The sequence below is a fragment of the Qipengyuania marincola genome (assembly GCF_029688625.1).
Lineage (GTDB): Bacteria > Pseudomonadota > Alphaproteobacteria > Sphingomonadales > Sphingomonadaceae > Qipengyuania.
The window spans coordinates 635,779-661,472 of the sequence record NZ_JARULC010000001.1 but is presented as its reverse complement, the minus strand read 5'-3'; the positions used below and the strand labels follow the sequence as shown (position 1 = coordinate 661,472).

The 25,694-nt window shown below is 63.4% G+C and carries 36 protein-coding genes; 8 read left to right on the top strand and 28 right to left on the bottom strand.

Annotated features, from left to right (window positions below; genetic code table 11):
- The first annotated feature begins 14 nt into the window (after positions 1 to 14).
- The 8 genes from odhB to P8Q88_RS03330 all read left to right on the top strand — a co-directional run bounded on the left by odhB (position 15) and on the right by P8Q88_RS03330 (position 7,831).
- Entirely contained in the window at positions 15 to 1,268 is a 1,254-nt protein-coding gene (odhB, locus tag P8Q88_RS03365; RefSeq protein ID WP_278322406.1) for a 2-oxoglutarate dehydrogenase complex dihydrolipoyllysine-residue succinyltransferase, read from the top strand.
- Positions 1,269 to 1,279: 11 nt separating this feature from the next.
- Positions 1,280 to 1,585: a hypothetical protein gene (locus tag P8Q88_RS03360; RefSeq protein WP_278322405.1), complete on the top strand. Its 306-nt coding sequence runs from the start codon at positions 1,280 to 1,282 to the stop codon at positions 1,583 to 1,585.
- A gap of 2 nt (positions 1,586 to 1,587) precedes the next feature.
- Positions 1,588 to 3,000 (top strand): dihydrolipoyl dehydrogenase, encoded by a 1,413-nt coding sequence (gene lpdA, locus P8Q88_RS03355; RefSeq protein WP_278322404.1) that lies wholly within the window; start codon positions 1,588 to 1,590, stop codon positions 2,998 to 3,000.
- Between the two features lie 66 nt (positions 3,001 to 3,066).
- Positions 3,067 to 4,227 carry a serine hydrolase domain-containing protein gene (locus P8Q88_RS03350; protein WP_278322403.1) on the top strand — a complete coding sequence of 387 codons (1,161 nt, stop codon included), beginning with the start codon at positions 3,067 to 3,069 and terminating at the stop codon, positions 4,225 to 4,227.
- A 48-nt stretch (positions 4,228 to 4,275) separates the two neighbouring features.
- The gene (locus tag P8Q88_RS03345; RefSeq protein WP_278322402.1) at positions 4,276 to 5,088 is read left to right on the top strand and encodes a hypothetical protein; all 813 of its coding nucleotides are present in this window, start codon (positions 4,276 to 4,278) and stop codon (positions 5,086 to 5,088) included.
- Between the two features lie 50 nt (positions 5,089 to 5,138).
- Positions 5,139 to 6,473, top strand: a complete 1,335-nt coding sequence (locus P8Q88_RS03340) for an amidase family protein (protein WP_278322401.1) — start codon at positions 5,139 to 5,141, stop codon at positions 6,471 to 6,473.
- A gap of 15 nt (positions 6,474 to 6,488) precedes the next feature.
- Positions 6,489 to 7,214 (top strand): PepSY domain-containing protein, encoded by a 726-nt coding sequence (locus tag P8Q88_RS03335; protein ID WP_278322400.1) that lies wholly within the window; start codon positions 6,489 to 6,491, stop codon positions 7,212 to 7,214.
- Entirely contained in the window at positions 7,211 to 7,831 is a 621-nt protein-coding gene (locus tag P8Q88_RS03330) for a trimeric intracellular cation channel family protein (RefSeq protein WP_278322399.1), read from the top strand. Before P8Q88_RS03335 ends, P8Q88_RS03330 begins: the two co-directional genes overlap by 4 nt.
- On the opposite strand, the gene P8Q88_RS03325 is transcribed toward P8Q88_RS03330, so the two are convergent.
- The 28 genes from P8Q88_RS03325 to rplB all read right to left on the bottom strand — a co-directional run bounded on the left by P8Q88_RS03325 (position 7,828) and on the right by rplB (position 25,688).
- Complete coding sequence (locus tag P8Q88_RS03325) at positions 7,828 to 8,568, bottom strand: hypothetical protein (RefSeq protein WP_278322398.1); 741 nt, start codon at positions 8,566 to 8,568, stop codon at positions 7,828 to 7,830. The genes P8Q88_RS03330 and P8Q88_RS03325 overlap by 4 nt on opposite strands.
- Positions 8,569 to 8,691: 123 nt before the next feature.
- Positions 8,692 to 9,270 carry a hypothetical protein gene (locus P8Q88_RS03320; RefSeq protein WP_278322397.1) on the bottom strand — a complete coding sequence of 193 codons (579 nt, stop codon included), beginning with the start codon at positions 9,268 to 9,270 and terminating at the stop codon, positions 8,692 to 8,694.
- A 133-nt stretch (positions 9,271 to 9,403) separates the two neighbouring features.
- Positions 9,404 to 10,765, bottom strand: a complete 1,362-nt coding sequence (locus P8Q88_RS03315; RefSeq protein ID WP_278322396.1) for a serine hydrolase domain-containing protein — start codon at positions 10,763 to 10,765, stop codon at positions 9,404 to 9,406.
- A 90-nt stretch (positions 10,766 to 10,855) separates the two neighbouring features.
- Complete coding sequence (rplQ, locus tag P8Q88_RS03310; RefSeq protein ID WP_278322395.1) at positions 10,856 to 11,275, bottom strand: 50S ribosomal protein L17; 420 nt, start codon at positions 11,273 to 11,275, stop codon at positions 10,856 to 10,858.
- A gap of 91 nt (positions 11,276 to 11,366) precedes the next feature.
- On the bottom strand, positions 11,367 to 12,422 hold the full coding sequence (locus tag P8Q88_RS03305) for a DNA-directed RNA polymerase subunit alpha (protein WP_278322394.1): 1,056 nt from the start codon (positions 12,420 to 12,422) through the stop codon (positions 11,367 to 11,369).
- 107 nt (positions 12,423 to 12,529) lie between these two features.
- On the bottom strand, positions 12,530 to 12,919 hold the full coding sequence (gene rpsK / locus P8Q88_RS03300) for a 30S ribosomal protein S11 (protein WP_006831904.1): 390 nt from the start codon (positions 12,917 to 12,919) through the stop codon (positions 12,530 to 12,532).
- Positions 12,920 to 12,975: 56 nt separating this feature from the next.
- Entirely contained in the window at positions 12,976 to 13,344 is a 369-nt protein-coding gene (gene rpsM / locus P8Q88_RS03295; RefSeq protein WP_278322393.1) for a 30S ribosomal protein S13, read from the bottom strand.
- Between the two features lie 288 nt (positions 13,345 to 13,632).
- On the bottom strand, positions 13,633 to 14,994 hold the full coding sequence (gdhA, locus tag P8Q88_RS03290) for an NADP-specific glutamate dehydrogenase (protein WP_278322392.1): 1,362 nt from the start codon (positions 14,992 to 14,994) through the stop codon (positions 13,633 to 13,635).
- Between the two features lie 104 nt (positions 14,995 to 15,098).
- A complete protein-coding gene (locus P8Q88_RS03285) occupies positions 15,099 to 15,656 on the bottom strand; it encodes an SRPBCC family protein (RefSeq protein WP_278322391.1) in 558 nt (185 codons plus the stop codon).
- 85 nt (positions 15,657 to 15,741) lie between these two features.
- Positions 15,742 to 16,389: an adenylate kinase gene (locus P8Q88_RS03280; protein ID WP_278322390.1), complete on the bottom strand. Its 648-nt coding sequence runs from the start codon at positions 16,387 to 16,389 to the stop codon at positions 15,742 to 15,744.
- 34 nt (positions 16,390 to 16,423) lie between these two features.
- Positions 16,424 to 17,788: a preprotein translocase subunit SecY gene (gene secY, locus P8Q88_RS03275; protein WP_278322389.1), complete on the bottom strand. Its 1,365-nt coding sequence runs from the start codon at positions 17,786 to 17,788 to the stop codon at positions 16,424 to 16,426.
- Positions 17,789 to 17,892: 104 nt separating this feature from the next.
- Positions 17,893 to 18,417, bottom strand: coding sequence for a 50S ribosomal protein L15 (gene rplO / locus P8Q88_RS03270; protein WP_278322764.1), 525 nt, complete (start codon positions 18,415 to 18,417; stop codon positions 17,893 to 17,895).
- A gap of 116 nt (positions 18,418 to 18,533) precedes the next feature.
- On the bottom strand, positions 18,534 to 18,719 hold the full coding sequence (gene rpmD / locus P8Q88_RS03265) for a 50S ribosomal protein L30 (RefSeq protein WP_278322388.1): 186 nt from the start codon (positions 18,717 to 18,719) through the stop codon (positions 18,534 to 18,536).
- A 5-nt stretch (positions 18,720 to 18,724) separates the two neighbouring features.
- Positions 18,725 to 19,576 carry a 30S ribosomal protein S5 gene (gene rpsE, locus P8Q88_RS03260; RefSeq protein WP_278322387.1) on the bottom strand — a complete coding sequence of 284 codons (852 nt, stop codon included), beginning with the start codon at positions 19,574 to 19,576 and terminating at the stop codon, positions 18,725 to 18,727.
- The gene (gene rplR / locus P8Q88_RS03255) at positions 19,576 to 19,920 is read right to left on the bottom strand and encodes a 50S ribosomal protein L18 (RefSeq protein ID WP_278322386.1); all 345 of its coding nucleotides are present in this window, start codon (positions 19,918 to 19,920) and stop codon (positions 19,576 to 19,578) included. The genes rpsE and rplR overlap by 1 nt, the downstream gene beginning before the upstream one ends.
- Before the next feature lies 1 nt (position 19,921).
- Entirely contained in the window at positions 19,922 to 20,455 is a 534-nt protein-coding gene (gene rplF / locus P8Q88_RS03250; RefSeq protein ID WP_278322385.1) for a 50S ribosomal protein L6, read from the bottom strand.
- Positions 20,455 to 20,850 (bottom strand): 30S ribosomal protein S8, encoded by a 396-nt coding sequence (rpsH, locus tag P8Q88_RS03245; protein WP_278322384.1) that lies wholly within the window; start codon positions 20,848 to 20,850, stop codon positions 20,455 to 20,457. The genes rplF and rpsH overlap by 1 nt, the downstream gene beginning before the upstream one ends.
- An 11-nt stretch (positions 20,851 to 20,861) precedes the next feature.
- Positions 20,862 to 21,167 carry a 30S ribosomal protein S14 gene (gene rpsN / locus P8Q88_RS03240; RefSeq protein ID WP_278322383.1) on the bottom strand — a complete coding sequence of 102 codons (306 nt, stop codon included), beginning with the start codon at positions 21,165 to 21,167 and terminating at the stop codon, positions 20,862 to 20,864.
- A 26-nt stretch (positions 21,168 to 21,193) separates the two neighbouring features.
- On the bottom strand, positions 21,194 to 21,772 hold the full coding sequence (rplE, locus tag P8Q88_RS03235; protein WP_278322382.1) for a 50S ribosomal protein L5: 579 nt from the start codon (positions 21,770 to 21,772) through the stop codon (positions 21,194 to 21,196).
- Positions 21,765 to 22,085: a 50S ribosomal protein L24 gene (gene rplX, locus P8Q88_RS03230; protein ID WP_278322381.1), complete on the bottom strand. Its 321-nt coding sequence runs from the start codon at positions 22,083 to 22,085 to the stop codon at positions 21,765 to 21,767. Before rplX ends, rplE begins: the two co-directional genes overlap by 8 nt.
- Positions 22,085 to 22,453 carry a 50S ribosomal protein L14 gene (gene rplN / locus P8Q88_RS03225; protein WP_067464754.1) on the bottom strand — a complete coding sequence of 123 codons (369 nt, stop codon included), beginning with the start codon at positions 22,451 to 22,453 and terminating at the stop codon, positions 22,085 to 22,087. Before rplN ends, rplX begins: the two co-directional genes overlap by 1 nt.
- Positions 22,454 to 22,526: 73 nt before the next feature.
- Positions 22,527 to 22,817, bottom strand: coding sequence for a 30S ribosomal protein S17 (gene rpsQ, locus P8Q88_RS03220; protein WP_278322380.1), 291 nt, complete (start codon positions 22,815 to 22,817; stop codon positions 22,527 to 22,529).
- Between the two features lie 10 nt (positions 22,818 to 22,827).
- Positions 22,828 to 23,040, bottom strand: a complete 213-nt coding sequence (gene rpmC, locus P8Q88_RS03215) for a 50S ribosomal protein L29 (protein WP_278322379.1) — start codon at positions 23,038 to 23,040, stop codon at positions 22,828 to 22,830.
- Complete coding sequence (gene rplP / locus P8Q88_RS03210; RefSeq protein WP_278322378.1) at positions 23,040 to 23,474, bottom strand: 50S ribosomal protein L16; 435 nt, start codon at positions 23,472 to 23,474, stop codon at positions 23,040 to 23,042. The genes rpmC and rplP overlap by 1 nt, the downstream gene beginning before the upstream one ends.
- Before the next feature lie 21 nt (positions 23,475 to 23,495).
- Positions 23,496 to 24,191: a 30S ribosomal protein S3 gene (gene rpsC, locus P8Q88_RS03205; protein WP_278322377.1), complete on the bottom strand. Its 696-nt coding sequence runs from the start codon at positions 24,189 to 24,191 to the stop codon at positions 23,496 to 23,498.
- Position 24,192: 1 nt separating this feature from the next.
- On the bottom strand, positions 24,193 to 24,570 hold the full coding sequence (rplV, locus tag P8Q88_RS03200; RefSeq protein WP_278322376.1) for a 50S ribosomal protein L22: 378 nt from the start codon (positions 24,568 to 24,570) through the stop codon (positions 24,193 to 24,195).
- The gene (rpsS, locus tag P8Q88_RS03195; protein WP_278322375.1) at positions 24,570 to 24,845 is read right to left on the bottom strand and encodes a 30S ribosomal protein S19; all 276 of its coding nucleotides are present in this window, start codon (positions 24,843 to 24,845) and stop codon (positions 24,570 to 24,572) included. The genes rplV and rpsS overlap by 1 nt, the downstream gene beginning before the upstream one ends.
- 6 nt (positions 24,846 to 24,851) lie before the next feature.
- Entirely contained in the window at positions 24,852 to 25,688 is an 837-nt protein-coding gene (rplB, locus tag P8Q88_RS03190) for a 50S ribosomal protein L2 (protein WP_278322374.1), read from the bottom strand.
- Positions 25,689 to 25,694 lie beyond the last annotated feature (6 nt).

Genomic DNA, 25,694 nt, shown 5'->3' with positions numbered 1-25,694 from the left:
GGAACCCGAACGACATGGCCACCGAAGTCAAAGTCCCCACGCTGGGCGAAAGCGTTACCGAAGCTAGCGTCGGCGAGCTGCTGAAGCAGGTCGGCGATGCGGTCGCCGTGGACGAACCGATCATCAGCCTCGAAACCGACAAGGTCGCGGTCGAGGCGCCCTCGCCCGTCGCCGGCGTGATCAAGGAGTTCAAGGTCGCGGTCGGTGACACGGTCGAAGTCGACGCGGTCATTGCCGTGATCGAGGAAGGCGCCACCGGCGCTGCGTCCGGGGAAGAAGCCGGTCGCGCCAAGCAGGAACGCGAGGAGGGCAAGGAAGAGCGCTCCGACGCGCCTGCGCCCTCTCCTGCGCCCGCAGCCTCCTCCGACGGCTCGCAGACCCTCTCGCCAGCCGTTCGACGCGCGGTGCTGGAGCACGGGGTCGATCCCTCGACCATCAAGGGCACCGGCAAGGATGGCCGCCTGACCAAGGAAGACGTGATCGCGGCTGCGAAAGCCAAGAAGGACGGCGGCTCGGTCGCCGACGCCGCGCCGCAGCAGGCGCCCACGCCCTCCGCCCCTGCGGGCGAACGCCGCGAGGAACGCGTCAAGATGACGCGCATGCGCCAGACCATCGCCAAGCGCCTGAAGGGCGCGCAGGACAATGCGGCGCTCCTTACCACCTTCAACGATGTCGACATGTCGGCGGTGATGGAAGCGCGCGGCAAGTACAAGGATCTGTTCGCCAAGAAGCATGACATCCGCCTCGGCTTCATGGGCTTCTTTGCCAAGGCTGCCTGTCTCGCATTGAAGGATGTACCCGCGGTCAACGCCTACATCGAGGGCGACGAGATCGTCTATCACGACTATGTCGATATTTCGGTCGCGGTTTCGGCCCCCAACGGCCTCGTCGTGCCGGTCGTTCGCGATGCGCAGGACAAGGGCTTCGCGCAGATCGAGAAGGACATCGCCGACTTCGGCAAGCGCGCCAAGGAAGGCACGCTGACGATGGACGACATGAAGGGCGGCACCTTCACCATCTCCAACGGTGGGGTGTTCGGCAGTCTCATGTCGACGCCGATCATCAATCCGCCGCAGAGCGCCGTCCTAGGCCTGCACCGGATCGAGGACCGCCCGGTCGTCGTCGACGGCGAAATCGTCATCCGCCCGATGATGTATATCGCCCTGTCCTACGACCACCGCCTGATCGACGGCCGCGAGGCGGTCACTGCACTCAAGATCATCAAGGAAGCGATCGAAGATCCGACCCGGATGCTGATCGACCTTTGAGGAGAATTCCGATGACGAAGGTAGCAATCTGCGCGCTCGCGCTCGTCGCATTGTCTGGTTGCGATATGGCAACCGAAATGGCGGGCGACGCCATCAAGAGCGAAGTGCGCACGCAATATATCGAGCGTTGTCAGGGCGTGGCTGAAAGTGCCGGTATTGCCGCCGAGCGTATTTCGGCTGCCTGCGAATGCTCGGCCGACACCTTCGCGGAGGATTTCGCCGCCGATGGCAGCCTCGACATCGATCGCGCGCGGATCGAGGACGTGCTTAGAATGTGTGTAGAAGACAATGGCGCAGCCGCGCCTGCGGAAGGGTAGAAATGGCTGAATACGACTACGACGTCCTCGTCATCGGCGCTGGCCCGGGTGGCTATGTCGCTGCGATCCGCGCGGCGCAGCTGGGCCTCAAGGTGGCGTGTGCCGAGAGCCGCGAGACGCTGGGCGGCACCTGCCTCAACGTCGGCTGCATCCCCTCCAAAGCGATGCTGCATGCGAGCGAATTCTTCGATGCAGCCAAGAACGGCGCGATGGCTGAAATGGGCATCGAGACCACGCCGAAGCTCAACCTCGACAAGATGCACGACCAACGCCTCGACGCGGTCGACGGGCTGACCAAGGGCATCGAATTCCTGTTCAAGAAGAACAAGGTCGACTGGAAGAAGGGCCACGCCACTTTCCAGGATGCGCACACGGTCAAGGTGGGTGACGAGACGGTCACTGCGAAGGACGTGATCATCGCCACCGGCTCCTCGGTCACGCCCCTTCCCGGCGTCGAGGTCGACAACGACAAGCAGGTGGTGGTCGATTCCACCGGCGCGTTGCAGCTTGCGAAGGTGCCGCAGAAAATGGTCGTCATCGGCGGCGGCGTGATCGGGCTCGAAATGGGCTCGATCTGGAACCGCCTCGGCGCAGAAGTCATCGTGGTCGAGTTCCTCGATCAGCTCCTGCCCGGCATGGACGGCGACGTTCGCAAGGAAGCGGCCAAGATCTTCAAGAAGCAGGGCATGGAACTGCGGATGAAGACCAAGGTCACCGGCTGCACCGTCAAGGGAAAGAAGGCGGTGCTGACGCTCGAACCTGCCGCCGGCGGTGAGGAAGAGACGCTCGAAGCGGATTGCGTGCTCGTGTCGATCGGTCGCCGCCCGAACACCGAAGGGCTGGGCCTCGAGAACATCGGTCTCGAAGTGAACCAGCGCGGCCAGATCGAGACCGATCACGACTTCCGCACCAAGGTCGATGGCGTCTGGGCGATTGGCGACTGTGTCCCCGGCCCCATGCTTGCGCACAAGGCCGAGGACGAGGGCATTGCCTGCGCGGAGAACGTCGCGGGCCAGACCGGGATCGTGAACCACGACATCATTCCGGGCGTGGTCTACACCCTGCCCGAATTCGCCGGCGTCGGCCTGACGCAGGAAGAGGCGCTGGAGAAATTCGGCGGCGACAAGGCCAAAATCAAGGTCGGCAAGTTCCCGATGATGGCGAACAGCCGTGCCAAGACCAATCACGAGCCGGATGGCTTCGTGAAGGTCATCGCCGAGGCCGAGAGCGACCGCGTGCTGGGCGTCTGGTGCATCAACAACGTCGCCGGCACGATGATCGCGCAAGCCGCGCAGGCAATGGAATTCGGCGCGACGAGCGAGGACATCGCCTACACCTGCCACGCCCATCCGACGCATTCGGAAGCGCTGAAGGAAGCGGCGATGGCGGTTCAGGGCAAGCCGATCCACGTGTGATCGGCACGGTTGATTTCTCCCTTTCGAACTGTATCACAAAGGCAATACAGTTCGAAAGGGAGCACGATGCGTTTACTTCTGGCGGTTTTGGCCGCGAGCCTTGCTGGCTGCACGACGGTCGATGACACCGCGTTCGAGACCGAGCCGCAGCTTTCCGGGCCGCCGCCGCGTGTCGAGATGGCGGCGCAAAGCGTTCTCTCGAGGCCCAATATTTCGGCTATCGGAATGGCCCGCATCGTTGACGGACGGCTCGCTTGGACAGGCTACTGGGGAGAACAGACGGATGGCATCCCCGTCGGACCGTACACGGCCTTTAACGTCGCATCGGTGGCCAAGACCATTTTGGCAGAAACCACCCTGCGCCTCGCCGATCGGACCGAACTCGATCTCGACGACCCGATCAGCGAATATTACATCCATCCCGACTTGGGGCGGGACGGGCGATATGCGAAGCTGACTCCCCGCATACTCCTCTCGCATCAGGCAGCTTTGCTAAACTGGCCCTATGCGTATGACGATGGCAAACTGGCCTTCGTGGGCGAGCCGGGCAGCGGCGAAATTCATTATTCAGGCGCTGGGTTCACGATCCTTATGCGCTACCTGGAAGAGCGCTTTGGAAGGAAATACCCCGCGTTGGTCGAAGACTACCTGTTCGGACCATTGCAGATATCCGGCATCGCAGTCTCGCGCGAGCCCTGGCTTGAGGGCCGTGTGCCGCAACCGGTGGACAAGGAGGGTAGGGAGTACGCGCCTTTCACCAACGACAGCAGCGGCGCATTGATCGCGCCGGGCGAATATAATCCCGCGGACAACCTTTATGCGACCGTGCCGTCCTATGCCAAATATCTTATCCGGCTGATCGAGGGCAGCGATCTGTCCCCCGAACTTCGGCAAGAACGACAGCAGCTTCTGTCGAGATCGGATACGGTTTTGGGATATGTATGCGTGGCTCGTCAGGAGGACTGTCCGGACCCCCTCGGATTTGGCTTGGGCTGGACCTTGTTCGGGGAACCGGACCGCATGATCATCAATCACAGCGGTAATGACTTCGCCGAACACGCGCAGGTCTATTTCAGCCCGGACTCGCGGGAAGGACTGGTCATTTTCATGGTCGGTGGCGAAGCATTCGAACAGGGCCTTGAACTGATCGAAGCGACTGATCCGAACCTGTTGATGGCACGACACTATCGGGCTCTCTTCGACAGCATGAAGCGCGATGGGAGCTGAGCCGGCTTTGGGTGCCAAGCTGTCACAGCGAAACTGTCTGCGCGGCGGATGAAGGGCACTCGCCTGATTGCCTCCGCGACCCTTGCGGCACCCGTGCTGGCGGGCATCGCCTATCTGGCGATATTCGGGGCACCAAGCAATTATGCCAGGGTCAATGGGATCGCGCTCGGCGTTGCTGCTCTTGTCGTCTTCTTGAGCCCACGCCTTTCGACGCTTGAGACACGCCGCCTCGTTGCAGTGATCCTGCTCACCCTGCTGTTTCTCCCGCTCATCACAGGCCCGGCGATCAGCGGCATTTCCAGATGGCTCCCGCTCGGCCCGGTTGTGCTGCATAGCGGCATGCTGGCCGTGCCTTTGCTCGTCGTCTTCGCGGCGCGTGACGAGCGCTATACCGAGCCGATCCTGCTCGCCGCGATTTTTGCCGCGCTCCTCCAGCCGGATGGGGCCACCGGTCTTGCTCTAACCTTTGCGGCCGTCGGGCTCTACAACGCCACGCGCGACTGGAAAGCCGGTGTGGTGGCCGGGACCGGTTTTATCGCCAGCCTTGTCATGTGGATGCGCGGCGAACTACCGGCACAGCCCTTCGTGGAACGGGTGCTTGTCGATGCTGCGATGGTCGAGCCGCTGGCGGCGGTGGGGCTGTTTTTGGCGCTGATCGCAAGTTTCTTCCTGATCCTGCACGCTCTTCCCGGTGCAAAGGCGCCACGCCACGCGCTGGCCGGAACACTGTTCGGGTTTTCGCTGGCTGCAGTGCTGTCGAACTATCCCAGTGCGCTGATCGGCTATGGCGCTGCCCCGATCCTCGGCTTCGGCCTGGCACTGTCGCAATTCGCGAAGCCGCCAGCGTCACCCCACGAGTAGGCTTGCTCCTGCGCCTGCACGATCTACACTGCCAGCGAGAGGGGATGCGCATGGCTTATCCGCAACTGACCAAGAAACCCGGCGCGCTGGAAACGGCGGCCGCAATCCGGCGGGGCGAGATGTCGCCCTACGAGGCGGTCGAGGCAGCCATCGCGCGGATCGAGCATCTCGATGCCCACGTCAATGCCGTGGTCGTGCCCGATTTTGACCGCGCGCTGGACCGCGCGCGCGCGATGGACGCATCGCATATCGCGGATAGCCAGCCGCTGTTCGGCGTGCCGATGACGATCAAGGAGAGTTTCGACATCGCAGGTTTGCCGACCTGCTGGGGTCACGAACAGTTTGCCGACAATATCGCCACGCGCGATGCGCGGGTGGTTCGCCAGCTGAAAAAGGCTGGCGCGGTCATCCTTGGCAAAACCAACGTCCCCCCGGACCTGGCCGACTGGCAGTCTGCGAACCCGGTGTATGGACGCACCAACAATCCGCACAACCACAGCCGCTCGCCCGGCGGGTCCTCGGGCGGATCGGCGGCAGCGGTGGCCAGCGGTATGGTGCCCTGCGACTTCGGCACCGACATCGGCGGATCGGTCCGCGTGCCCGCGCATTTCTGCGGCATCTGGGGACACAAGGCGAGCTGGGGCTTGGTATCGAAACAGGGCCACGACCATCCGGCGATGGCCGGCAATGATGCCCATGACGGAGCTTTGTCGATCGCCGGGCCGCTGGCGCGAAATGCAGCCGATGTGCGCATGCTGCTACAGCTGACGGCCACCCTGCCCTTGCGGGCGACTGCCAAGCCATTGGCGGAATGTCGCATGCTGGCACTGCTCGATCATCCCGTCTGCCCGACCGACGCTGCAGTTCGTGGCCCGATCGAAGCGGCACTGTCGGCGCTGGAGGCCGCAGGTATCGCCATCGACCGGGCAAGCACGCTCCTGCCCGACCTCGAGGCACAGCACGGCGATTATATGCGCATGCTGAATGTCGCGATGGCGCGCGGTGCGCCTGCCCCCGACGGCAAGCGCGCCAGCGCGACCGACTGGTTCGACATGCTCGATCAGCAGGCCCGCAACGAACTGGCCTGGGTTGCCCTGTTCGAGGATTACGACTTCGTCCTCGCTCCGCCTGCGCCGGTATTGGCGGTGCCGCACCGCGAAGGCAGGGTATTCGACGGAACGATCGCGATCGACGGATCGAAACAGCCCGGTGCCGCCGCGCTGTGCTGGGCGGGGCTGGCGACCTATCCCAACCTGCCGTCGACCGTCCTTCCTGTGGGCGAATCCGGTGATCTGCCTTGTGGCCTGCAGGTGATTTCGCGAAGGTGGGCCGATCTCGATTGCATCGCCGCGGCAGAGGCGATCGGGCGCATTCTCCACGGATAGGGGCCGGGATCGATCATGAGTCGTCAGCGCGCGATGCAGCGCTTTGCGCAATGGCATATCTGGCTGGGCTGGCTGGTCGGCCTGCCGATCCTGATGTGGACGGTGACCGGACTGATCATGGTGGCAAAGCCGATCGAGGAGGTGCGCGGCAATCACCTGCGCAAGGCGAATGCCGAAACGCTACTCCCCGCCGGCAATCCGCGCCCCATTTCCTTCCCCGTCGAGAATCCCGCAAGCTACACCGAGATGCGCGTGGCGATGCAGGGTGACAGGGCGGTGTGGTTCCTCACGCGTGAGGATGGCGGGATCGAACGCTACCCGGCCGACGACGAGGCCGCGCCGCTCCCCGAAATCGATGAGGCCTACGTCCGTGCCCTGGTGGCCGAGAAAATCAGCGGCGGGGGACGCATCGCGCGGATCGCAAGGTTCGAGGCAGCGCAAGTCCCCTTCGATTTCCGCCGTCCGATGCCGGTCTGGCAAGCGGCGCTGGACGACGGAACGCATGTCTATGTCGGCGCTGAAACCGGCGAGATCGAGGCGGTGAGAACGCGCTGGTGGCGATTGTTCGATTTCGTCTGGGGCCTGCACATCATGGACCTCGAAACCCGCGAGGACACCCATCATCCGATCCTGGTGCTGTTCGCCGCCATGTCCGTGATCGGCGCGCTGCTCGGTTGCATCCTGATGTTCCGCCGGCGCAAGGCCCGCCCTTCCGCTCCGGCCAAAGTCGCGGCGCCGTGAATTCCGAAGTCCTTACGCCCGTACTCGACTGGCTCGATCTAGCCGGCGTGGCGATCTTCGCCCTCACTGGCGCGCTCATTGCCGCCCGCGAGAAACAGACGTTTGTCACACTCGCCTTTTTCGCCTTGCTGACCGGGGTCGGCGGCGGGACGGTGCGCGACCTGCTGATCGGCGCGCCGGTCTTCTGGATACATGATGGAATGGTGGCCGTGGTGTGCCTCGCCATCGCCTTGCTTGCCTGGTTCACCCCTACGCGGTGGTGGGATGGCAAACTGCTCGACGTGGCCGATGGCCTCGGCCTGACTGCCTATGCCGTATTGGGCACGGCGAAGGCGCTGGAGTATGGCGTGCCACCTGTCCCGGCGGCGATGATGGGCGTGGTAACCGGCACGGTCGGCGGCATTATCCGCGATGTGATCGCCGGCCGGCCTTCGATCCTGATGCGGCCGGAGCTTTACGTTACCGCAGCCGCCTTGTCCGCAACGCTGACCGTGGCGGGCGAATTCGTCCCCCTGGCCAGGAGTGCGGTCTGGGTCATTGCCGCTGCCAGCGGCTTCGGCCTGCGGCTTGCGGCAATTCGCTGGAGCCTGGCGCTGCCCGCCTATCAGCGCGACTAGACGCCCGCCCCGCGATAACCGTCGCCGTAGTCGAGTTCGCCGTCCTCTGCAGCTTCGCCGGGCAGCGGACCGCCGGGATAGGACGGCTGGGCGTCGACCGGTGCCTGCCCATCAATGCGCGCACGGGCCGAGGCGTAGTAATCCTCGTCATACTGCCGGTCGTCCTGCGGTGCCTCGGCGCTGAATTCGGGGACCTCGGCTTCGGACTGCCACGCTGCTCCGGCGCGGCCGTAGTCGATCGCATCGATCCGGCCGTCCTGCCCGATCGAGCAGGAAAAGCCTTCGCCATTGTAGAGCGAGCCGGTCACCTGCCAGCCGCGCGCAGTGCGATTGACGCTGTCGACGCTCTCGATGCGCACGTTGCGCTCGATCTCGTCGGCGCACATCTCGACGGCCCGGTCGATCCCCCGGGCATCGTAGTCCTGGCGATAGTCGCCACGGCGGGTGTCGCGATAGCGGCGATCCTGCGAGTTCTTTGCGGCGTTGGCAATGGCGGCAATGCCCCCGATGATCAGGACCCCGGCCAGCACGTCGCCCGCATCGACCCCGCGGTGCCGACGATAGCGATAGCGACGATGATAGTCCGAAGCTTCCTCACTCGGTGCCCAGGCGGGCGCAGCCTCGACCGGCTTCGCCAGCACGACTGCAGGCATCTCTGCGGCAGCGGCAGGCGTGGCGGCAAGCGACAGGGCTGCAAGCACGGTCGGTGCTGCGGCGATAGAGCGAAAGGACGTCATGACAAAAGCACCCCATTGCGCGGACCCCACCCCTGCCCGCAGTATCGGAACGCGAAAAAACTAGGCGGCTCAGGCTGCATGGAGCCTGAACCGCCCAGGTTGGTGATAGGTGTAGACCGAGGGTCAGCGAAGGCCGCGAATTCCCGAGAAGTCGACATCCGTCACGCGGCCACGTTCGATGCGGCAGGTAAACTTGCCGCTGTCGCGGTCATTCCAGCGCTGGTAGCGATTGTAGCGGTCGCGATAGCCATAACGGTCGTAGCGTCCGCCGCGATAATTGCCGTCGACCAGAATGCGGCCCTTGACCTTCCAGCCATAGCGCGTGTCATCGACATCGCGAATGTCGGTCACCTGTGCATAGCGATAGCCATAGCGGCGCGCGTCGCTGCGCGCGGCATTCACGCAGCGCTCGACAGCGGCGCGCGGATTGCCCCGACTGCGCCAGCGATCGCCCCGATAATGGCGGTCGCGATAGCGGCGGTCGTCATAGCGATGATCGTAGCGGTCGCGGCTCGCGGCATTGGCCACGGCGGCGATCCCGCCGATGATCACGGCGCCTGCGATAACGTCGCCGACGGAAATTCCGTCGCGGTCGCGGTCACGATACTGGGCTTGCGCGGGCGTTGCGGTGGCCAGCGCCATTGCGCCGACGGTAGCCGCTGCGATCCCACCCTTCGCGAAGCTTGTGATGTTCTTGGTCATATGAGGCTCTCCTCGTCTGCACCGCGGCGGGACTGCCTCGGTTGACTATTGTTATAGGAGAGCGCCACTGAGGCGAGGCTGAATTCGGGTTACAGTCTTTGTTCAGTTAAACACCATTTAATCTTAACAGCAATTATCGAAGCGTTTCAAGTACATCGCGCGTGAACGCGACGATATCGAAGCGCGAGCCGGCAGGATCTTCGCCGCGGCGGACGATCACCGTGTTCAGGCTGGGCACGATCACTACGTACTGACCGCGATTCCCCATCGCGGCGAAAGCGTCCGACGGGATGCCCTGATGATCGTTGAACAGCCAGAAGCCCGCGCCATAGCCAAATCCGTTGTCCGGCTGCGGCCCCGATGGCTCGGAGACGTAGTCCACCCAGCCCTCGGGTAGGACGCGGGTGCCGCGCCAGATCCCGTCATTGAGGTAGAGCTGCCCGAACCGCGCAAGATCGGCCGCGCTCGTCCAGACCTGGCTCGAAAGGATGTAATCGCCCTGCCAGTCGGTCTCTGCCGCGGTACTGTGCATCCCCAATCGCTCGAACAGTGCCACGGGCGGGTTCTCCGCCAGATAGCTGTCGATCGCCATCACCGCTGCGAGCGTGTCGTTATTGGCATAGCGATAGACCGTGCCCGGCGGGTTGAGCAGTGGCCAGTCGAGTGCGCTCTCGGCCACTGTCGTCCCGCCCATGTAGAGGGGATCGGTACGGTTGCCCGGCGTGTCGGAGTAGCGGCCCGATGCCATGCGCAGGGCGTCGTCGATCGTGATTGCCCGCCGGGGGTCCGTGCTGTCGATGCCCAGCCCCGCCGACTGCGAAACGTCAGCCGCCCCCGCTTGAACCGCGGCACCGACCAGCGTGGCGGCAAGGCTTTTGGCGACCGACCAGGTGCGCTGCGTGCTGTTGGCGTCGAAACCGGGGGCGAAGGCTTTTCCCCTCGTCACATCGCCCTGCCGGACGAGCACGGCCGTGGTCCTCGTCCCCTCTCCGTAGGACGCGCCCAATGCTTTTTCGGCGGCCGCAGTGACCGTCGGGGACAGCGTCTCGGCAATGGGGGCGACGGTGGGATCGCCGACCCTGTCGATCGGGCCAGCGCGAACGATCTCTTCCGTCGGCAGCGCTGCACCGATGGGAAGAAGCGCGCAGCCGGTCACCCCGCGATATTCGGCCACCCGTGGCGGCATATCGTCCGCCCAATCGGTCGCGACGTAGTCGATCATGCCATCGCTGCCGCGCTCGACGCGATGCTCGAGCTCACGCACCAGCGGATCGAGTGCGCCGTAGATGCCGGTCAGTTCGTATTCTTCGACCGACCGTTCGTTCCGCCGCAGGCCGGTGGGATCGGAAGCCATCGCGCCGCACAGGAAGAGCGACTTGTATCCTGCCGCGAGCGCGCGCTCGTAACGGACCTCCAAATCCTCCTGACTAACGGATTGTGCGGCGAGCGGAGCGGTGGCGAGCAGCGCGGTCGCTGCAAGGACGGATCTGATCATGGCGCGGTCATGCCACGGCTTTTGCCGCGCGCAAACCAAAAGGGCCGGAGGATCGCTCCCCCGGCCCCATTTGCTGGTTTGACGAAGCGCTTACGCGTCTTCGAAATCTTCTTCATTCATCACCGGGCCGCTGTCCTGGCCCTTGGCGTCGACGTCACGGTCGACCAGTTCGATGATCGCCATCTGCGCCGCGTCGCTGCTGCGATAGCCGGCCTTGATCACGCGAGTATAGCCACCCTCGCGGTCGGCGTAACGCTCGGCAAGGACGTCGAACAGTTTCTTGAGCTGGGTTTCATCCTGCAGGCGGCTCATGGCGAGGCGACGGTTCGAAAGGCCGCCACGCTTTGCGAGCGTGATCAGCTTCTCGATGTACGGACGCATTTCCTTCGCCTTGGGCAGCGTGGTCATGATCTGCTCGTGCTTGATCAGCGCGGCAGCCATGTTGCGGAACATCGCATTGCGGTGGCCGGTCTTGCGCTGCAGCTTGCGGCCGGAAATCTTGTGACGCATTTCAACTTGTCCTTCGTTCGTAAGGGGCCCGTTCTAGGTAGCCCGGTACGGGCCGGATTAGCGGGTCCGGCCCATTCCCGTGTGCGAGGTCTTAACCGAGCAGCTCTTGTTCGAGCTTCTTGGCCATTTCCTCAATGTTCTCCGGCGGCCAGCCGGGGATGTCCATGCCGAGGCGCAGGCCCATCGAGCTCAGGACTTCCTTGATCTCGTTGAGCGACTTGCGGCCGAAGTTCGGCGTGCGGAGCATCTCGGCCTCGGTCTTCTGGACCAGGTCGCCGATGTAGATGATGTTGTCGTTCTTGAGGCAGTTGGCCGAACGGACCGACAGTTCCAGCTCATCGACCTTCTTGAGGAGGTAGCGGTTGAGCTGGTTGGTGTCGCTTTCCTGCGGCTCTGCAGCCTGGCCGATCATGGCCGAGCTGGGCTGCGGGATGCCGTCTTCGAAGTGGACGAACAGCGTCAACTGGTCCTGGAGGATGCGCGCGGCATAGGCCACGGCGTCTTCCGGTGTGACGGTACCGTCGGTTTCCACGTTGAGCGAGAGCTTGTCGTAGTCCAGTTCCTGGCCGACGCGGGCGTTCTCGACCTTGTAGCTGACCTGGCGGACCGGCGAATACAGGCTGTCGACCGGGATGAGACCGATCGGCGCGTCGGCCGGACGGTTCATCACGGCGGGGCGGTAGCCCTTGCCGGTGTCTGCGGTCAGTTCCATGTTCAGCGTCGCGCCTTCGTCGAGGTGGCAGAGCACGAGATCCTTGTTCATGATCTCGATGTCGCCCGAAACGGCGATGTCGCCGGCTTTCACTTCGGCAGGGCCGGTGGCGGAAAGCTGCAGGCGCTTCATGCCCTCGCCTTCCATCTTCAGCGCGATCTGCTTCACGTTGAGCACGATGTCGGTCACGTCTTCGCGAACGCCGGCGAGCGACGAGAATTCGTGCAGCACGCCTTCGATCTTGATCGAGGTGATCGCGGCGCCCTGGAGCGAGCTCAGGAGCACGCGGCGCAGGGCATTGCCGAGCGTCAGGCCGAAACCACGCTCGAGCGGTTCGGCGACGAAGGTGGCCTTGCGGGCCTTGTCACCGGAGCCCTTGATATCAAGGGTATTGGGTTTCTTGAGTTCCTGCCAGTTCTTGATGTTGACGGACATTGAAATCCCCTGGTTAGGATGCGGGCGGGACCGGAGCCCAAAATCGGGCGTCCGGTCCGTGGAGGGTTGTCGGCGGCCTGTGGATCAGGCCGCCAGGCAGGTACGGATCAGACGCGACGACGCTTGGAGGGACGGACCCCGTTGTGCGGGATCGGCGTCACGTCGCGGATCGAAGTGATCGTGAACCCGACTGCGGCGAGACCCCGCAGTGCGCTTTCACGGCCCGAGCCCGGGCCCTTCACTTCGACTTCGAGGGTACGCACGCCGTGCTCGGCGGCCTTGCGGCCCGCGTCGTCGGCGGCGACCTGCGCGGCGTAGGGAGTCGACTTGCGGCTGCCCTTGAAGCCCATCATGCCGGCGCTGGACCAGCTGATCGCATTGCCCTGCGCGTCGGTGATGGTGATCATCGTATTGTTGAAGCTGGCGTTGATGTGCGCAACGCCGCTCGAAATGTTCTTTTTGTCGCGGCGCCTTACGCGGCCGGGTTCGCGTGCCATGGTGTTTCTTCCTTACATTCTCTCAAGAAGGGAAAAGCGTCGGGAAAGCCCGAAGCTTACTTCTTCTTGCCGGCGATCGGCTTGGCCTTGCCCTTGCGGGTGCGGGCGTTGGTGTGAGTGCGCTGGCCGCGAACGGGCAGACCGGCACGATGGCGAAGGCCGCGATAGGAACGCAGGTCCATCAGGCGCTTGATGTTCATCGCGGTGTCGCGACGAAGGTCGCCTTCGACCATGTGATCTTCATCGATCGTCTCGCGAATGCGCAGGACTTCCTCGTCGGTCAGGTCCTGCACGCGGGTCTTGTGATCGATGCCGAGCTTGTCGGCGATCTCGACGGCCGTGGTACGGCCGATACCGTGAATATAGGTGAGCGCGATGATTACGCGCTTGTTGGTGGGGATATTTACCCCGGCAATACGAGCCACTTACTTCTCCATGCTCCACAGGGGACTGCCGGTTCGGGCCGACACCCCTATCTCATCGCTCAAAACTCATCCGACACATGCGGGCGGTAGCTAACGCAAAAAGCCCGGATGGCGCGCAATAGGCTGCCGCCTGCCGGACTCGCCGCAACTGTCGAATGAAAGGCGCGCTTAGGAGGATTCGCCGGATAGGTCAACAGCCTGCGCGCGCAATTGCGAGCCGCCGATATGGGCGGCCTGCACCGGATTGCAAGCGGCCTATACGATTACACCGCCCCAGTCAAAATCCGGTCACATCACTCCGAAGGCCAGCATGGCACCCGCTACCCTTTCGAACCCCGCGATATTGGCGCCTTTCACGTAGTTGACGCGCCCCCTGCTGCCGGCCCCGCGATCCACGCATTTGTCGTGAATGTCGCTCATCAGATCGAGCAGCATGTCGTCGAGCTTCTCACGATTCCAGCTGACCCGCTCGGCATTCTGGCTCATCTCCAAGCCCGACACCGCGACACCGCCCGCATTGGCGGCCTTGCCCGGCGCATAAAGGACGTCGGCCTCGTGGAAGACGTCCACGCCATTCTTCGTGGTCGGCATATTGGCACCTTCGCACACGGCCATCACGCCATTGTCGACCAAGGCCCGAGCCTCGTCGGCTTCGAGTTCGTTCTGCGTTGCACAGGGCATCGCGACGTCGCATTCGACGTGCCAAGGTCGCTTGCCCTCATGATAGGTCGCGCCCGTGAATTCCTCGACATATTCGCTGATCCGGCCTCGTCGCTCGTTCTTCAGCTCGCGCACCCAGGCGATCTTGTCCTGGTCGATGCCATCGGGATCGTGGACGAAGCCGTCGCTGTCCGACAGGGTCAGCACCTTGCCACCCAGCGCGTTGATCTTTTTCGCTGCATGCGTGGCGACATTGCCCGCGCCCGAGATCACCGCCGTCTTGCCCTCGACATCATGCTCTGACCGGGTCAGCATGTTGCGCAGGAAATAGACCGCGCCATAGCCAGTCGCTTCAGGGCGCATGGCCGAGCCGCCATATTCGCATCCCTTGCCCGTCAGCACGCCTTCCCAGCGCCCGGTCAGGCGCTTGTACTGGCCGAAGAGATAGCCGATCTCGCGGCTCCCGACGCCGATATCGCCCGCCGGCACGTCGGTATGCGGGCCGATATGGCGGTAGAGCTCGGTCATGAAGCTCTGGCAGAAGCGCATGACCTCATTGTCGCTCTTGCCCCTGGGATTGAAGTTCGATCCGCCCTTGCCCCCGCCCATGGGCAGGCCGGTCAGCGAATTCTTGAAGGTCTGCTCGAAGGCGAGGAACTTGAGCACGCTCTCGTTCACGGTGGGGTGGAAGCGAATGCCGCCCTTGTAGGGACCGATCGCATTGTTATTCTGGACCCGCCAGCCCCGCTCCACGCGAACATTGTTGTCGTCATCTTCCCAACAGACGCGAAAGCTGACGATCCGGTCCGGCTCCGCGATACGGCGGAGGATCTGCGCCTCGTGATATTCGGGCTTGTCCTCGATGAAGGGGAACACATCCGCAGCCACTTCGCGGACGGCCTGGACGAATTCGTCTTGACCCGGATTGCGTTTTTCGACGCCTTCCATGAATGTGTCGAAATCGACCTGCCTGTCGTAAACCGATGCCATATCCAAACCCTGTCCGGCGGTTGCGTGAACCCTCAGACATAGAACGCAGGACCGCTTCACTCGTGCCGCCTTGCACGAAGTGGGGGGCACGAAATGGGGGCAGGCTATTCGGCTGCGGGTTCCGCCAGATGGTCGCGCAGACCCGCCAGCTGCTGGCTCATTACAGCATCCACCGCCTTCGAGATTTCCGCGATCTCATATCGCATCGGGCCGCCGACATTGTATTCCCACAGTACGCGGGTCCCCTCGTCGACCTCCTTCAGGGTGATGGTCAGAATTCCCGTGGCAGGCTCGCCCTGCAGCGGGCCGAGGCCACCGCGCATCCGCAGGACGCGCAAGGGATAGGCCTGGACCACGGTCATGTGCAGCGCGCTGCCATCGAGCGAAAAACCGTCCTCGCGATCTTCGCCGGGGACGCGCTCGCAAAAGCAGCCGCCAGCCTGCGGCTCCAGCGACATGTTCGCAGGATCGCCCGACCATGTGTGCGACGGGTTCCACCATTGGCCGGGCCGCGTCAGCGCAAGCCAGGTTTCCATCGGACTGGCCGCCACGACCGCCGTGTCGCGAGTGACGAAGCCATCCTCGCGCGTTTCCACGATTTCCGCGGCCAGCGGCGCAGATAGCGCAGCGGCAGCGCAAAACGATACGATATGGCGAAGCATGCCGACCTCCCTTGTCGCGCACCGTGTTAGGCGAAGCACGCAAGGCTTGCCAAGCGCTGCGTTCGGTGCGCCGACCGAATAGTATTCAGCGCGAGAGGATGGCGTCGAGAGCGTGGGTCACTTCGGCGATCGGTGCCATGCCGTCCACCCGGCTCACGATCCCGCGCGCCTCATAGCCCGGCAGGATCGGCGCGGTTTCCTTGCGATAGATGCCCATGCGATTGCGCACGGTTTCCTCGTTGTCGTCGGGACGGCGCTTGAACTCGGTGGAGCCGCATTCGTCGCACTTGCCCGGCACCTCGGGCTGCTTGAAGCTGTCGTGATAACCCTCGCCGCATTCGGCGCAGGTGAAGCGGCCCGTGATCCGCGTGACCAGCTCGTCCTCGTTCACTTCGAGTTCGATGACATGGTCGAGCTTGCGGCCATGCTTGGCGAGAATATCGTCGAGCATTTTGGCCTGCGCTTCGGTGCGGGGATAGCCGTCGAAGATGGCGCCGGTTTCCGGGCCCATCGCGGCCAGTTCGGCGTCGATCAACTCGCTGACGATCTCGTCGGAAACGAGGTCGCCACGGTCCATGATTTCCTTGGCCTTGATGCCGATCGGTGTGCCCGCCTTGACGGCCGCGCGCAGCATGTCTCCGGTCGAAAGCTGGCGCATGCCGTGATGCTCTTCGAGCCGGTGCGCCTGCGTGCCCTTGCCTGCGCCCGGAGGGCCGAGAAGAATGATATCCATGGTCGATTGAACCCCTGTCGCCCGTGGTCCTGCTCTAACGCAGGCGGCCCTTCAACTTGGCCTTCTTGATAAGGTCGCCATACTGGTGCGCCAACAGGTGCGACTGGATCTGGCTGATCGTATCCACCGTGACGTTCACCACGATGAGCAGACTGGTGCCGCCGAGGAACAGCGGAACGCCGGTCTGCGCAATCATGTATTCGGGCACCACGCAAACCACGGTCAGGTAGATGGCACCGATCACGGTGATGCGCGTGAGGACGTAGTCGAGATACTCCTCGGTGCGCTTGCCCGGGCGGATGCCGGGGATGAAGCCGCCGTTCTTCTTCAGGTTCTCCGCCGTCTCCTCGGGATTGAACACGATCGCGGTGTAGAAGAAGCAGAAGAAGATGATGCCGAGGCCGTAGAGCGTCATGTAGAGCGGCTGGCCGTGCTGGAGGTATTGCAGCGTCGTCTGCAACACTCCGCCGGTGGCCGACTCGGTGTCGACCGAATTGCCGGCAAACTGCGTGATGGTGAGCGGCAGCAGCAGCAGCGAGCTGGCGAAGATCGGCGGAATGACGCCCGCGGTGTTGAGCTTCAACGGCAGGTGCGAACGATCGGCCTGCATCATGCCGCGCTGCGTTGCGCGCTTGGGATACTGGATCAGCAGGCGGCGCTGGGCGCGCTCGAAGAAGCAGATGCCCAGGATTAGCACGACCACCATCAGGATGAAGCCGACGACGATCCCGGTCGAGATCGAACCTTCGGAATAACCGGAACCCATGTTGGACACGAAGGTCGGGAACTGGGCGACGATGCCCGCCATGATGATCAGCGAGACGCCATTGCCGATGCCGCGACTGGTGATCTGTTCGCCCAGCCACAACAGGAACATGGTGCCACCGACGAGGCTGATGACCGCGCCGATGCGGAACATGTAGCCAGGGTCGACCACAGCGGCGATCCCGTTGGACGCGCCGAAGCTTTCAAGACCTGCCGCGAGGAACCAGCCTTGAATCGAACACAGGAAAACCGTGCCGTAACGGGTGTACTGGTTCAGCTTCTGCCGACCGGCGGTGCCTTCCTTCTTGAGCGCGGCGAGCGCCGGATGGAGCGCGGCGGCAAGCTGCACCACGATCGAGGCGGTAATGTAGGGCATTACGCCGAGCGCGATGAGGCTCATGCGCTCAAGACTGCCGCCGGTGAACATGTTGAACATGTCGAGAATGCCGCCCTGAGCGACATCGGCCAGCTGGTTCAGCGCGCGGGCATTGATGCCCGGCAGCGGAACGAAGCTGAGGAAGCGGAAGACGATCAGCGCACCGATAGTGAACCAGATGCGGTTCTTGAGCTCGGTGGCCTTGGAAAAATTAGCGAGGCTTAGATTGCTCGCGATATTGTCGGCGCGTGATGCCATTGGTCGATTTCGATCCTGACTTGCGGCCGGCCCGTCCCGGCGCTGACCGGACAGATAGTGAGCGGGGGGCGGAATGTCGAACCCCGCCCCCCGCTTTTTATCGGTTACTTGGCTTTCTTGGCCTTGTTGGCTTCGGTGCGGGCAGCCTTCTTCTCATGCTCGGGCTGCGCCTTGGGCAGAACGTCGACGCTGCCGCCAGCCTTCTCGACCGCCTCGATGGCGCCCTTCGACGCACCGGCGACGACGAACTTGACCTTGGTCGTGATCTCGCCCTTCCCGAGCAGTCGGACACCGTCCTTGCCGCCGCGTGCGAGGCCCGCGGCCTTCAACGCTGCGTGGTCGATGTCCTTCTTGGCGTCGAGCTTCTTCGCGTCGATGAACTTCTGAACCATGCCCAGGTTCACTTCGGCATAGTCCTTGCCGAACGGATTGTTGAAGCCGCGCTTCGGGAGGCGCATGTGCAGCGGCATCTGGCCGCCTTCGAAGCCCTTGATGGCGACGCCCGAACGGCTCTTCTGGCCCTTCTGGCCGCGGCCACCGGTCTTGCCCTTGCCCGAGCCGATGCCACGGCCGACGCGGATGCGGTCCTTGCGGGCGCCGGGATTGTCGCGGATTTCGTTCAGTTTGATAGACATGTACGCACTCGCTTTCGCTTTCTAGGCCCCATACCGGGGTTCGCGCTGAAAAATGGAAGCGGCCCGCTATCGCAGCAGGCCGCCCCCGTCAAATTGTATCGCCCGAAGGGTCAGTCGACGATTTCGACCAGATGCGGGATCTTGGCAACCGCGCCGCGCACCTCGGGGGTGTCCTGGCGGGTGACCGTCTTGTGCATCTTGTTCAGCCCGAGACCGATCAGGATCTTGCGCTGCGCTTCCGGACGGCGGATCGGCGAACCGATCTGCTTCAGGGTGATGGTGTCTTTTTTCGCCATCGATCTTACTCCGCGATAGCGGCGGCGTCGGCTTCAGCCTCGGCCTCCGATGCACCACCCCGGCCCAGAAGGTCGGCGACCTTCTTGCCGCGACGCTGCGCAACCGACTTCGGCGAAGTCTGGTCCTGCAGCGCGTCGAAGGTGGCGCGGATCATGTTGTAGGGGTTGGACGTGCCGACCGACTTGGTCACAACGTCCGAGACGCCGAGGCTCTCGAACACGGCACGCATCGGACCACCGGCGATGATGCCGGTACCCGGAGGCGCGGTGCGGACGGTCACCTTGCCGGCACCGAAACGGCCCTTGCCGTCGTGGTGCAGCGTGCGGCCTTCCTTGAGCGCGACGCGGATCATGTGCTTGCGCGCAGCGGCAGTCGCCTTGCTGATCGCCTCGGGCACTTCGCGGGCCTTGCCCTTGCCGAAACCGACGCGGCCCTGGCCGTCACCGACCACGACGAGCGCAGCGAAGCCGAAGCGCTTACCACCCTTCACGGTCTTCGAGACGCGGTTGATGTGAACCAGCTTCTCGATGATGCCGTCGTCTTCTTCCTCGCGGCGACCGCCACGACGATTGTCGCGACCACCGCGGCCACGGCCACGATCGTTGCCGCCACGGCCACCGCGGCCCTGGCGCTCGCGCGGCTGACCTTCGGCACCCTGAGCGGGGCTCTGGTTCTCGGCCGCTTCCGACGGGGTATCGGCGACAGCCGGTTCCTCGTTGGTCACGGCGTGCTGGGTTTCCGCTTCGGCGACGCCGGAATCGGCCTTCGCCTTGGCGACCTCGGGCGTTTCGGGAACGCCGGGCGCCTGTTCGGGCGTCGCTTCGGTTTCGGGGGTCTTGTTTTCGTCAGCCATCATCAGAACTCCAGCCCGCCTTCGCGGGCGGCGTCGGCCAGCGCCTTGACGCGACCGTGGAAAAGGAACCCGCCGCGATCGAACACGACGTTGGTGACACCGGCCTTCTTGGCAGCGGCGGCGATGTCGCTACCGACCTGCTTGGCGGCATCGACATTCGCGCCCGAGCCCTTCACGCCAAGCGTCGAGGCAGCAGCGAGCGTCTTGCCCGCCGCATCGTCGATCACCTGCGCGTAAATGTGCTTGCCGGTGCGGTGGACCGAAAGGCGCGGCTTGCCACCCGAGACGCTGCGAAGCGCGGTGCGCACGCGGCGGCGGCGGCGTTCAAAGAGAGAGAGCTTTGCCATCTTACTTCTTCTTCCCTTCCTTGCGGAAGATGTATTCGCCGCGGTACTTGATACCCTTGCCCTTATAGGGTTCGGGCTTGCGCCAGCGGCGGATTTCGGCGGCAAACTGGCCCACGGCCTGCTTGTCGATGCCGGAAATCTCCACGGTGGTCTGGTCCGGGGTCTTCACCTCGATACCTTCGGGAACGTCGAGATCGACGTCGTGCGAATAGCCGAGTTGAAGCTTGAGCTTCTTGCCCTGCGCCTGTGCACGGTAGCCGACGCCCGAGATTTCGAGAACCTTGGTGAAGCCTTCGGTAACACCTTCGACGAGGTTGGAAACCAGCGTGCGCTGCATGCCCCAGTGGTTGCGGGCATCGCGCGTGTCATTGGCCGGCTTGACCGAAATCTCGCCGTCTTCCAGCTTGTATTCGATCAGGTCGGACATGCCCATCGAGAGAGTGCCTTTGGGCCCCTTCACGCTCAGCGTGTCGCCTTCGATATTGGCAGTGACCCCGCTCGGGATCGCCACCGGCTTCTTGCCGATGCGGCTCATCAGAACACCTCCGCCAGCACTTCGCCACCGACGTTTTCGGTGCGCGCTTCCGCGTCGGAAAGCACACCCTTCGGCGTCGAGACGATGGTAATGCCGAGGCCATTGCGCACAACCGGAAGTTCCTTGGAACCCGAATAGACGCGGCGGCCAGGCTTGGAGACACGGGCGACATGCTTGATCGCAGGTTCGCCTTCGAAATACTTCAGTTCGATCCGCAGCTGCGGGTGCTTGCCCGAAGCGTCATCGCTGAAGCCACGGATGTAGCCTTCGCGCTGGAGCACTTCGAGAACGTTCGCACGCAGTTTGCTGGCGGGCGAAAGGACGCTGTCCTTCTTCGCGCGCTGGCCGTTGCGGATGCGGGTGAGCATATCACCCAGGGGATCGGTCATAGCCATCTGTCTTTACCTCACCAGCTCGACTTGGTCAGGCCAGGAATCAGGCCCTTGTTGCCGAGGTCACGCAGTTCGATGCGGTTCAGGCCGAACTTGCGGTAGTAGCCGCGCGGGCGGCCGGTGGTGGAGCAGCGGTTGCGCACCCGGGTCGGGTTCGCATTGCGCGGAATCTCCGCCATCTTGAGCCGGGCCATAAGGCGCTCGGTCTCGTCGAGGCTTTCGTCGTCCGCGATAGCTTTCAGCTTCGCGTACTTGTCCGCATACTGCTTGACGAGCTTCTTGCGACGCTCGTTCTTGTTGATCGAACTCAGTTTCGCCATTGGACTTAAGTTCCTCTTCTAGCGGCTCACGCCGCCTCCTTCTCTTCCGACTTTTCAGCCGGGAACGGGAAACCGAACAGCTTCAGAAGCTCGCGAGCTTCTTCGTCGGTCTTCGCCGTGGTGGTTACGATGATGTCCATGCCCCGAACCTTCTCGATCTTGTCGTAAGAGATTTCGGGGAAGACGATCTGTTCCTTCAGGCCCATGGCGTAGTTGCCACGGCCGTCGAACGACTTCGGATTGAGGCCACGGAAGTCGCGGATGCGGGGCATTGCGACGGTGACCAGACGGTCGAGGAATTCATACATGCGATCGCGGCGCAGGGTTACCTTCGCACCGATCGGCATGCCTTCACGCAGCTTGAACTGCGCGATCGACTTCTTCGCCTTGGTGATGACCGGCTTCTGGCCGGCGATCAGCGCCATTTCCTCGGCAGCGGTCTGGACCTTCTTCTTGTCCTGGCTCGCTTCGCCCACGCCCATGTTGAGCGTGATCTTTTCGAGCTTGGGGACTTCGAGGCGATTCTTGTAACCGAATTTCTCGGTCATCGCCTTGACGATCTGGTCTTCGAACTTCTGCTTCAGGCGGGGGGTGTAATCAGCCATCGATGGTCTCCCCACTCTTCACGGCAACGCGCACCTTCTTGCCGTCCTTCTCTTCGAAACGGACGCGGGTGGGCTTGCCATCCTTCGGGTCTGCAACGGCGACCTTGCTGATCGGCATCGGCGCTTCGAAGCGATCGATACCGCCCTGCGGGTTCTGCTGCGTCGGCTTGCGGTGACGTGCTGCGATGTTGACGCCTTCGACGACGATCTTGCCGTCCTTCGGCATGACCTTCGCGACGGTGCCGGTCTTGCCCTTGTCCTTGCCGGACAGGACGACGACGCTGTCACCCTTCTTGATCTTTGCGGAAGCCATTACAGCACCTCCGGAGCGAGCGAGATGATCTTCATGAAGCCGCGGCCGCGCAGTTCGCGCACGACGGGTCCGAAGATACGGGTGCCGATCGGCTCTTCGCTCTTGTTCACGAGCACGGCGGCGTTGCTGTCGAAGCGGATCACGCTGCCATCGGGGCGGCGGACGTCCTTCTTCGTGCGCACGATGACGGCGCGATGGACGTCGCCCTTCTTCACCTTGGTGCGCGGCTGGGCTTCCTTCACGGAAACCACGATCACGTCGCCCACGGACGCAGTACGACGCTTCGAGCCGCCCAGTACCTTGATGCACTGGACGCGCTTGGCGCCGCTGTTGTCCGCGACGTCGAGATTGGATTGCATCTGGATCATCGATCCGGTTCCTTCTCACTGGCTTGCCGGGACGCCCATATCTTGAAGGGGCCCGGCAGTTCCTACGTCTAAATCAGTTGCTGGCGGCTTCGACTTCGAGGTCGGCCTCGACAGCCTGGGTGCCACCTGCCGTCACGCGATCCTTGACCATCCAGGTCTTGGTCTTCGAGATCGGCTTGGTTTCTTCGATGCGCACAACGTCACCGAGCGTGTACTCGTTGTTCTCGTCATGAGCATGGTACTTCTTCGAGCGACGGATGATCTTCCCGTAGAGCGGGTGCTTCACCTTGCGCTCGACGAGCACGGTAACGGTCTTGTCGGTCTTGTCGGAGGTGACGGTCCCGATCAGAATACGCTTGGGCATGGTCTACTCCTTACGCCTTCGCCGCTTCCGAGCGCGAACGCTCGTTCTGCAGCGTCTTGATCTTGGCGATCGTGCGACGGACTTCGCGGATGCGCGCCGGGGCTTCGAGCTGGTTGGTCGCAGCCTGGAAGCGCAGGTTGAACTGCTCGCGCTTCAGGTTGGTCAGCTCTTCGGACAGCTGATCGTCCGACTTCTGGCGCAGGTCTTCGGTCTTCTGGGCCATCATTCGCCTCCCAGGTGAGATTCATCGCCGAGCCGAGCAACGACCTTGGTCTTGATCGGCAGCTTCATCGCCGCGCGGCTGAACGCTTCGGCGGCCAGCGGGCCGGCAACGCCGTCCAGTTCGAACAGGATACGGCCCGGCTTCACGCGAGCAGCCCAGTATTCGACCGAACCCTTGCCCTTACCCTGACGGACTTCGGCAGGCTTCTTCGATACCGGCACGTCCGGGAACACACGGATCCAGAGACGGCCCTGGCGCTTGATGTGGCGCGTGATCGCACGGCGAGCCGCCTCGATCTGGCGGGCGGTAATCCGCTCGGGCTCCAGCGCCTTCAGGCCGTACGACCCGAAGTTCAGCGTGGTGCCGCCCTTGGCATTGCCATGGATCTTGCCCTTGAACGCCTTGCGGTACTTGGTTTTCTTCGGTTGCAGCATGGTTCTTTCCTAATCCTGCAATCAGCGCGCCGGACGGACGCCAGAGGTCTGGGCTTCCATCATGAGGCGGTCCTGAGCGGTCGGGTCGTGCGCCATGATCTCGCCCTTGAAGATCCAGCACTTGATGCCGATGATCCCGTAGGCGGTAAGCGCTTCGGCTTCCGCATAGTCGACGTTGGCGCGCAGCGTGTGCAGCGGAACGCGACCTTCGCGATACCATTCCACACGGGCGATTTCAGCACCGCCGAGACGGCCGCCGCACACGATCTTGATGCCTTCCGCGCCAAGGCGGAGGGCCGACTGCACGGCGCGCTTCATGGCGCGACGGAAGGCGACGCGGCGGATCAGCTGGTCGGCGATGCCCTGGGCGACGAGCTTGGCGTCAATTTCCGGCTTGCGGATTTCGACGATGTTCAGCTTCACTTCGCTTTCGGTCATCTGCGACAGCTTGGTGCGCAGCTTCTCGATGTCCGCACCCTTCTTGCCGATGATCACACCGGGGCGGGCTGCGTAGATCGAGATGCGGCACAGCTTGGCCGGACGCTCGATCACCACCTTCGAAATCGCGGCCTGGGCAGCGTTTTCGAGGATGTACTTGCGGATTTCGATGTCTTCGCTGAGCAGCTTGGCATAGTCGCGCCCTTCGGCGTACCAGCGGCTGTCCCAGGTGCGGTTGATCTGCAGGCGCAGACCGATCGGATTGCTCTTCTGGCCCATCTTACGCCTCTTCCTGCTCGCGGACGACGATGCGCAGGCGGCTGAACGGCTTCAGAATGCGCGTCGACTTGCCACGACCGCGCGTCATGAAGCGCTTCATCGTGATCGACTTGCCTACCGAAGCCTCGGCAACGACCAGGGCGTCGACATCGAGGTTGTGGTTGTTTTCCGCATTGGCGATCGCCGAGGCGAGCACCTTCGTGGCATCCTTCGCCATGGCCTTCTTGGAGAAGGCGAGGATGTTGAGGGCCTCTTCGGCCTTCTTGCCGCGGATCAATTCGGCAACGAGGTTGAGCTTCTGGGCCGAACCACGGATCGTGGTGCCCACAGCCAAGGCCTCGTTATCGGCGACGCGGCGCGGAGCTTTCTGCTTGCTCATCAGCGCTTACCCTTCTTGTCGGCGGCGTGACCCGGGAAGGTCCGGGTCGGCGCGAATTCGCCGAGCTTGTGGCCGACCATCTCTTCGGAGACGGAGACCGGGATGAACTTGTGACCGTTGTAGACGTTGAACGTCAGGCCGACGAAGTCGGGCAGGATGGTGGAGCGGCGCGACCAGGTCTTGATCGGCTTGCTGCCATTGGCGTCCTGCGCTTCCTGCGCCTTCTTCAGAAGGCTGAGTTCGACGAACGGACCTTTCCAGACGGAACGTGCCATGTCCGATTACCTCTTCTTCTTCGCGTGCCGCGAACGGATGATCATCTTGTCCGTCTGCTTGTTCTTGCGGGTACGGGCGCCCTTGGTCGGCTTGCCCCACGGAGTGACCGGGTGACGGCCACCGCTGGTGCGGCCTTCACCACCACCGTGCGGGTGGTCGACCGGGTTCTTGGCGACACCGCGCGTCAGCGGCTTGATGCCCATCCAGCGACGACGACCGGCCTTGCCCAGGTTCTGGTTCTGGTTGTCCGGGTTCGACACGGCGCCAACGGTGCCCATGCAGTCGGCGCGCAGGTAACGCTGCTCGCCGCTGTTGAGGCGCACGATGACCATGCCGCGATCGCGACCGACCAGCTGGACGTAGGAACCTGCAGCGCGAGCGATCTGGCCGCCCTTGCCCGGCTTCATTTCCACATTGTGGCAGATCGTGCCAACCGGCATCTGGCCGAGCAGCATGGCATTGCCGGGCTTGGTGTCGGCCTTCTCGGCCGCGATCACCTTGTCGCCGACAGCCAGGCGCTGCGGAGCCAGGATATAGGCCAGCTCGCCATCGTCATACTTGACGAGAGCGATGAACGCCGTGCGGTTCGGATCGTATTCGAGCCGCTCGACGGTGCCTTCGACGTCCCACTTGCGACGCTTGAAGTCGACGAAGCGATACTTCTGCTTGTGGCCGCCGGCCATGCCGCGCGAGGTGACGTGACCCTTGTTGTTGCGGCCACCGGTCTTGCGCTTGCCTTCGACGAGCGACTTGACCGGCTTGCCCTTGTAGAGGCCCGACTTGTCGACGAGGATCAGGCCGCGACGGCCCGGGCTCGTGGGTTTGTAATTCTTGAGTGCCATGTCTTC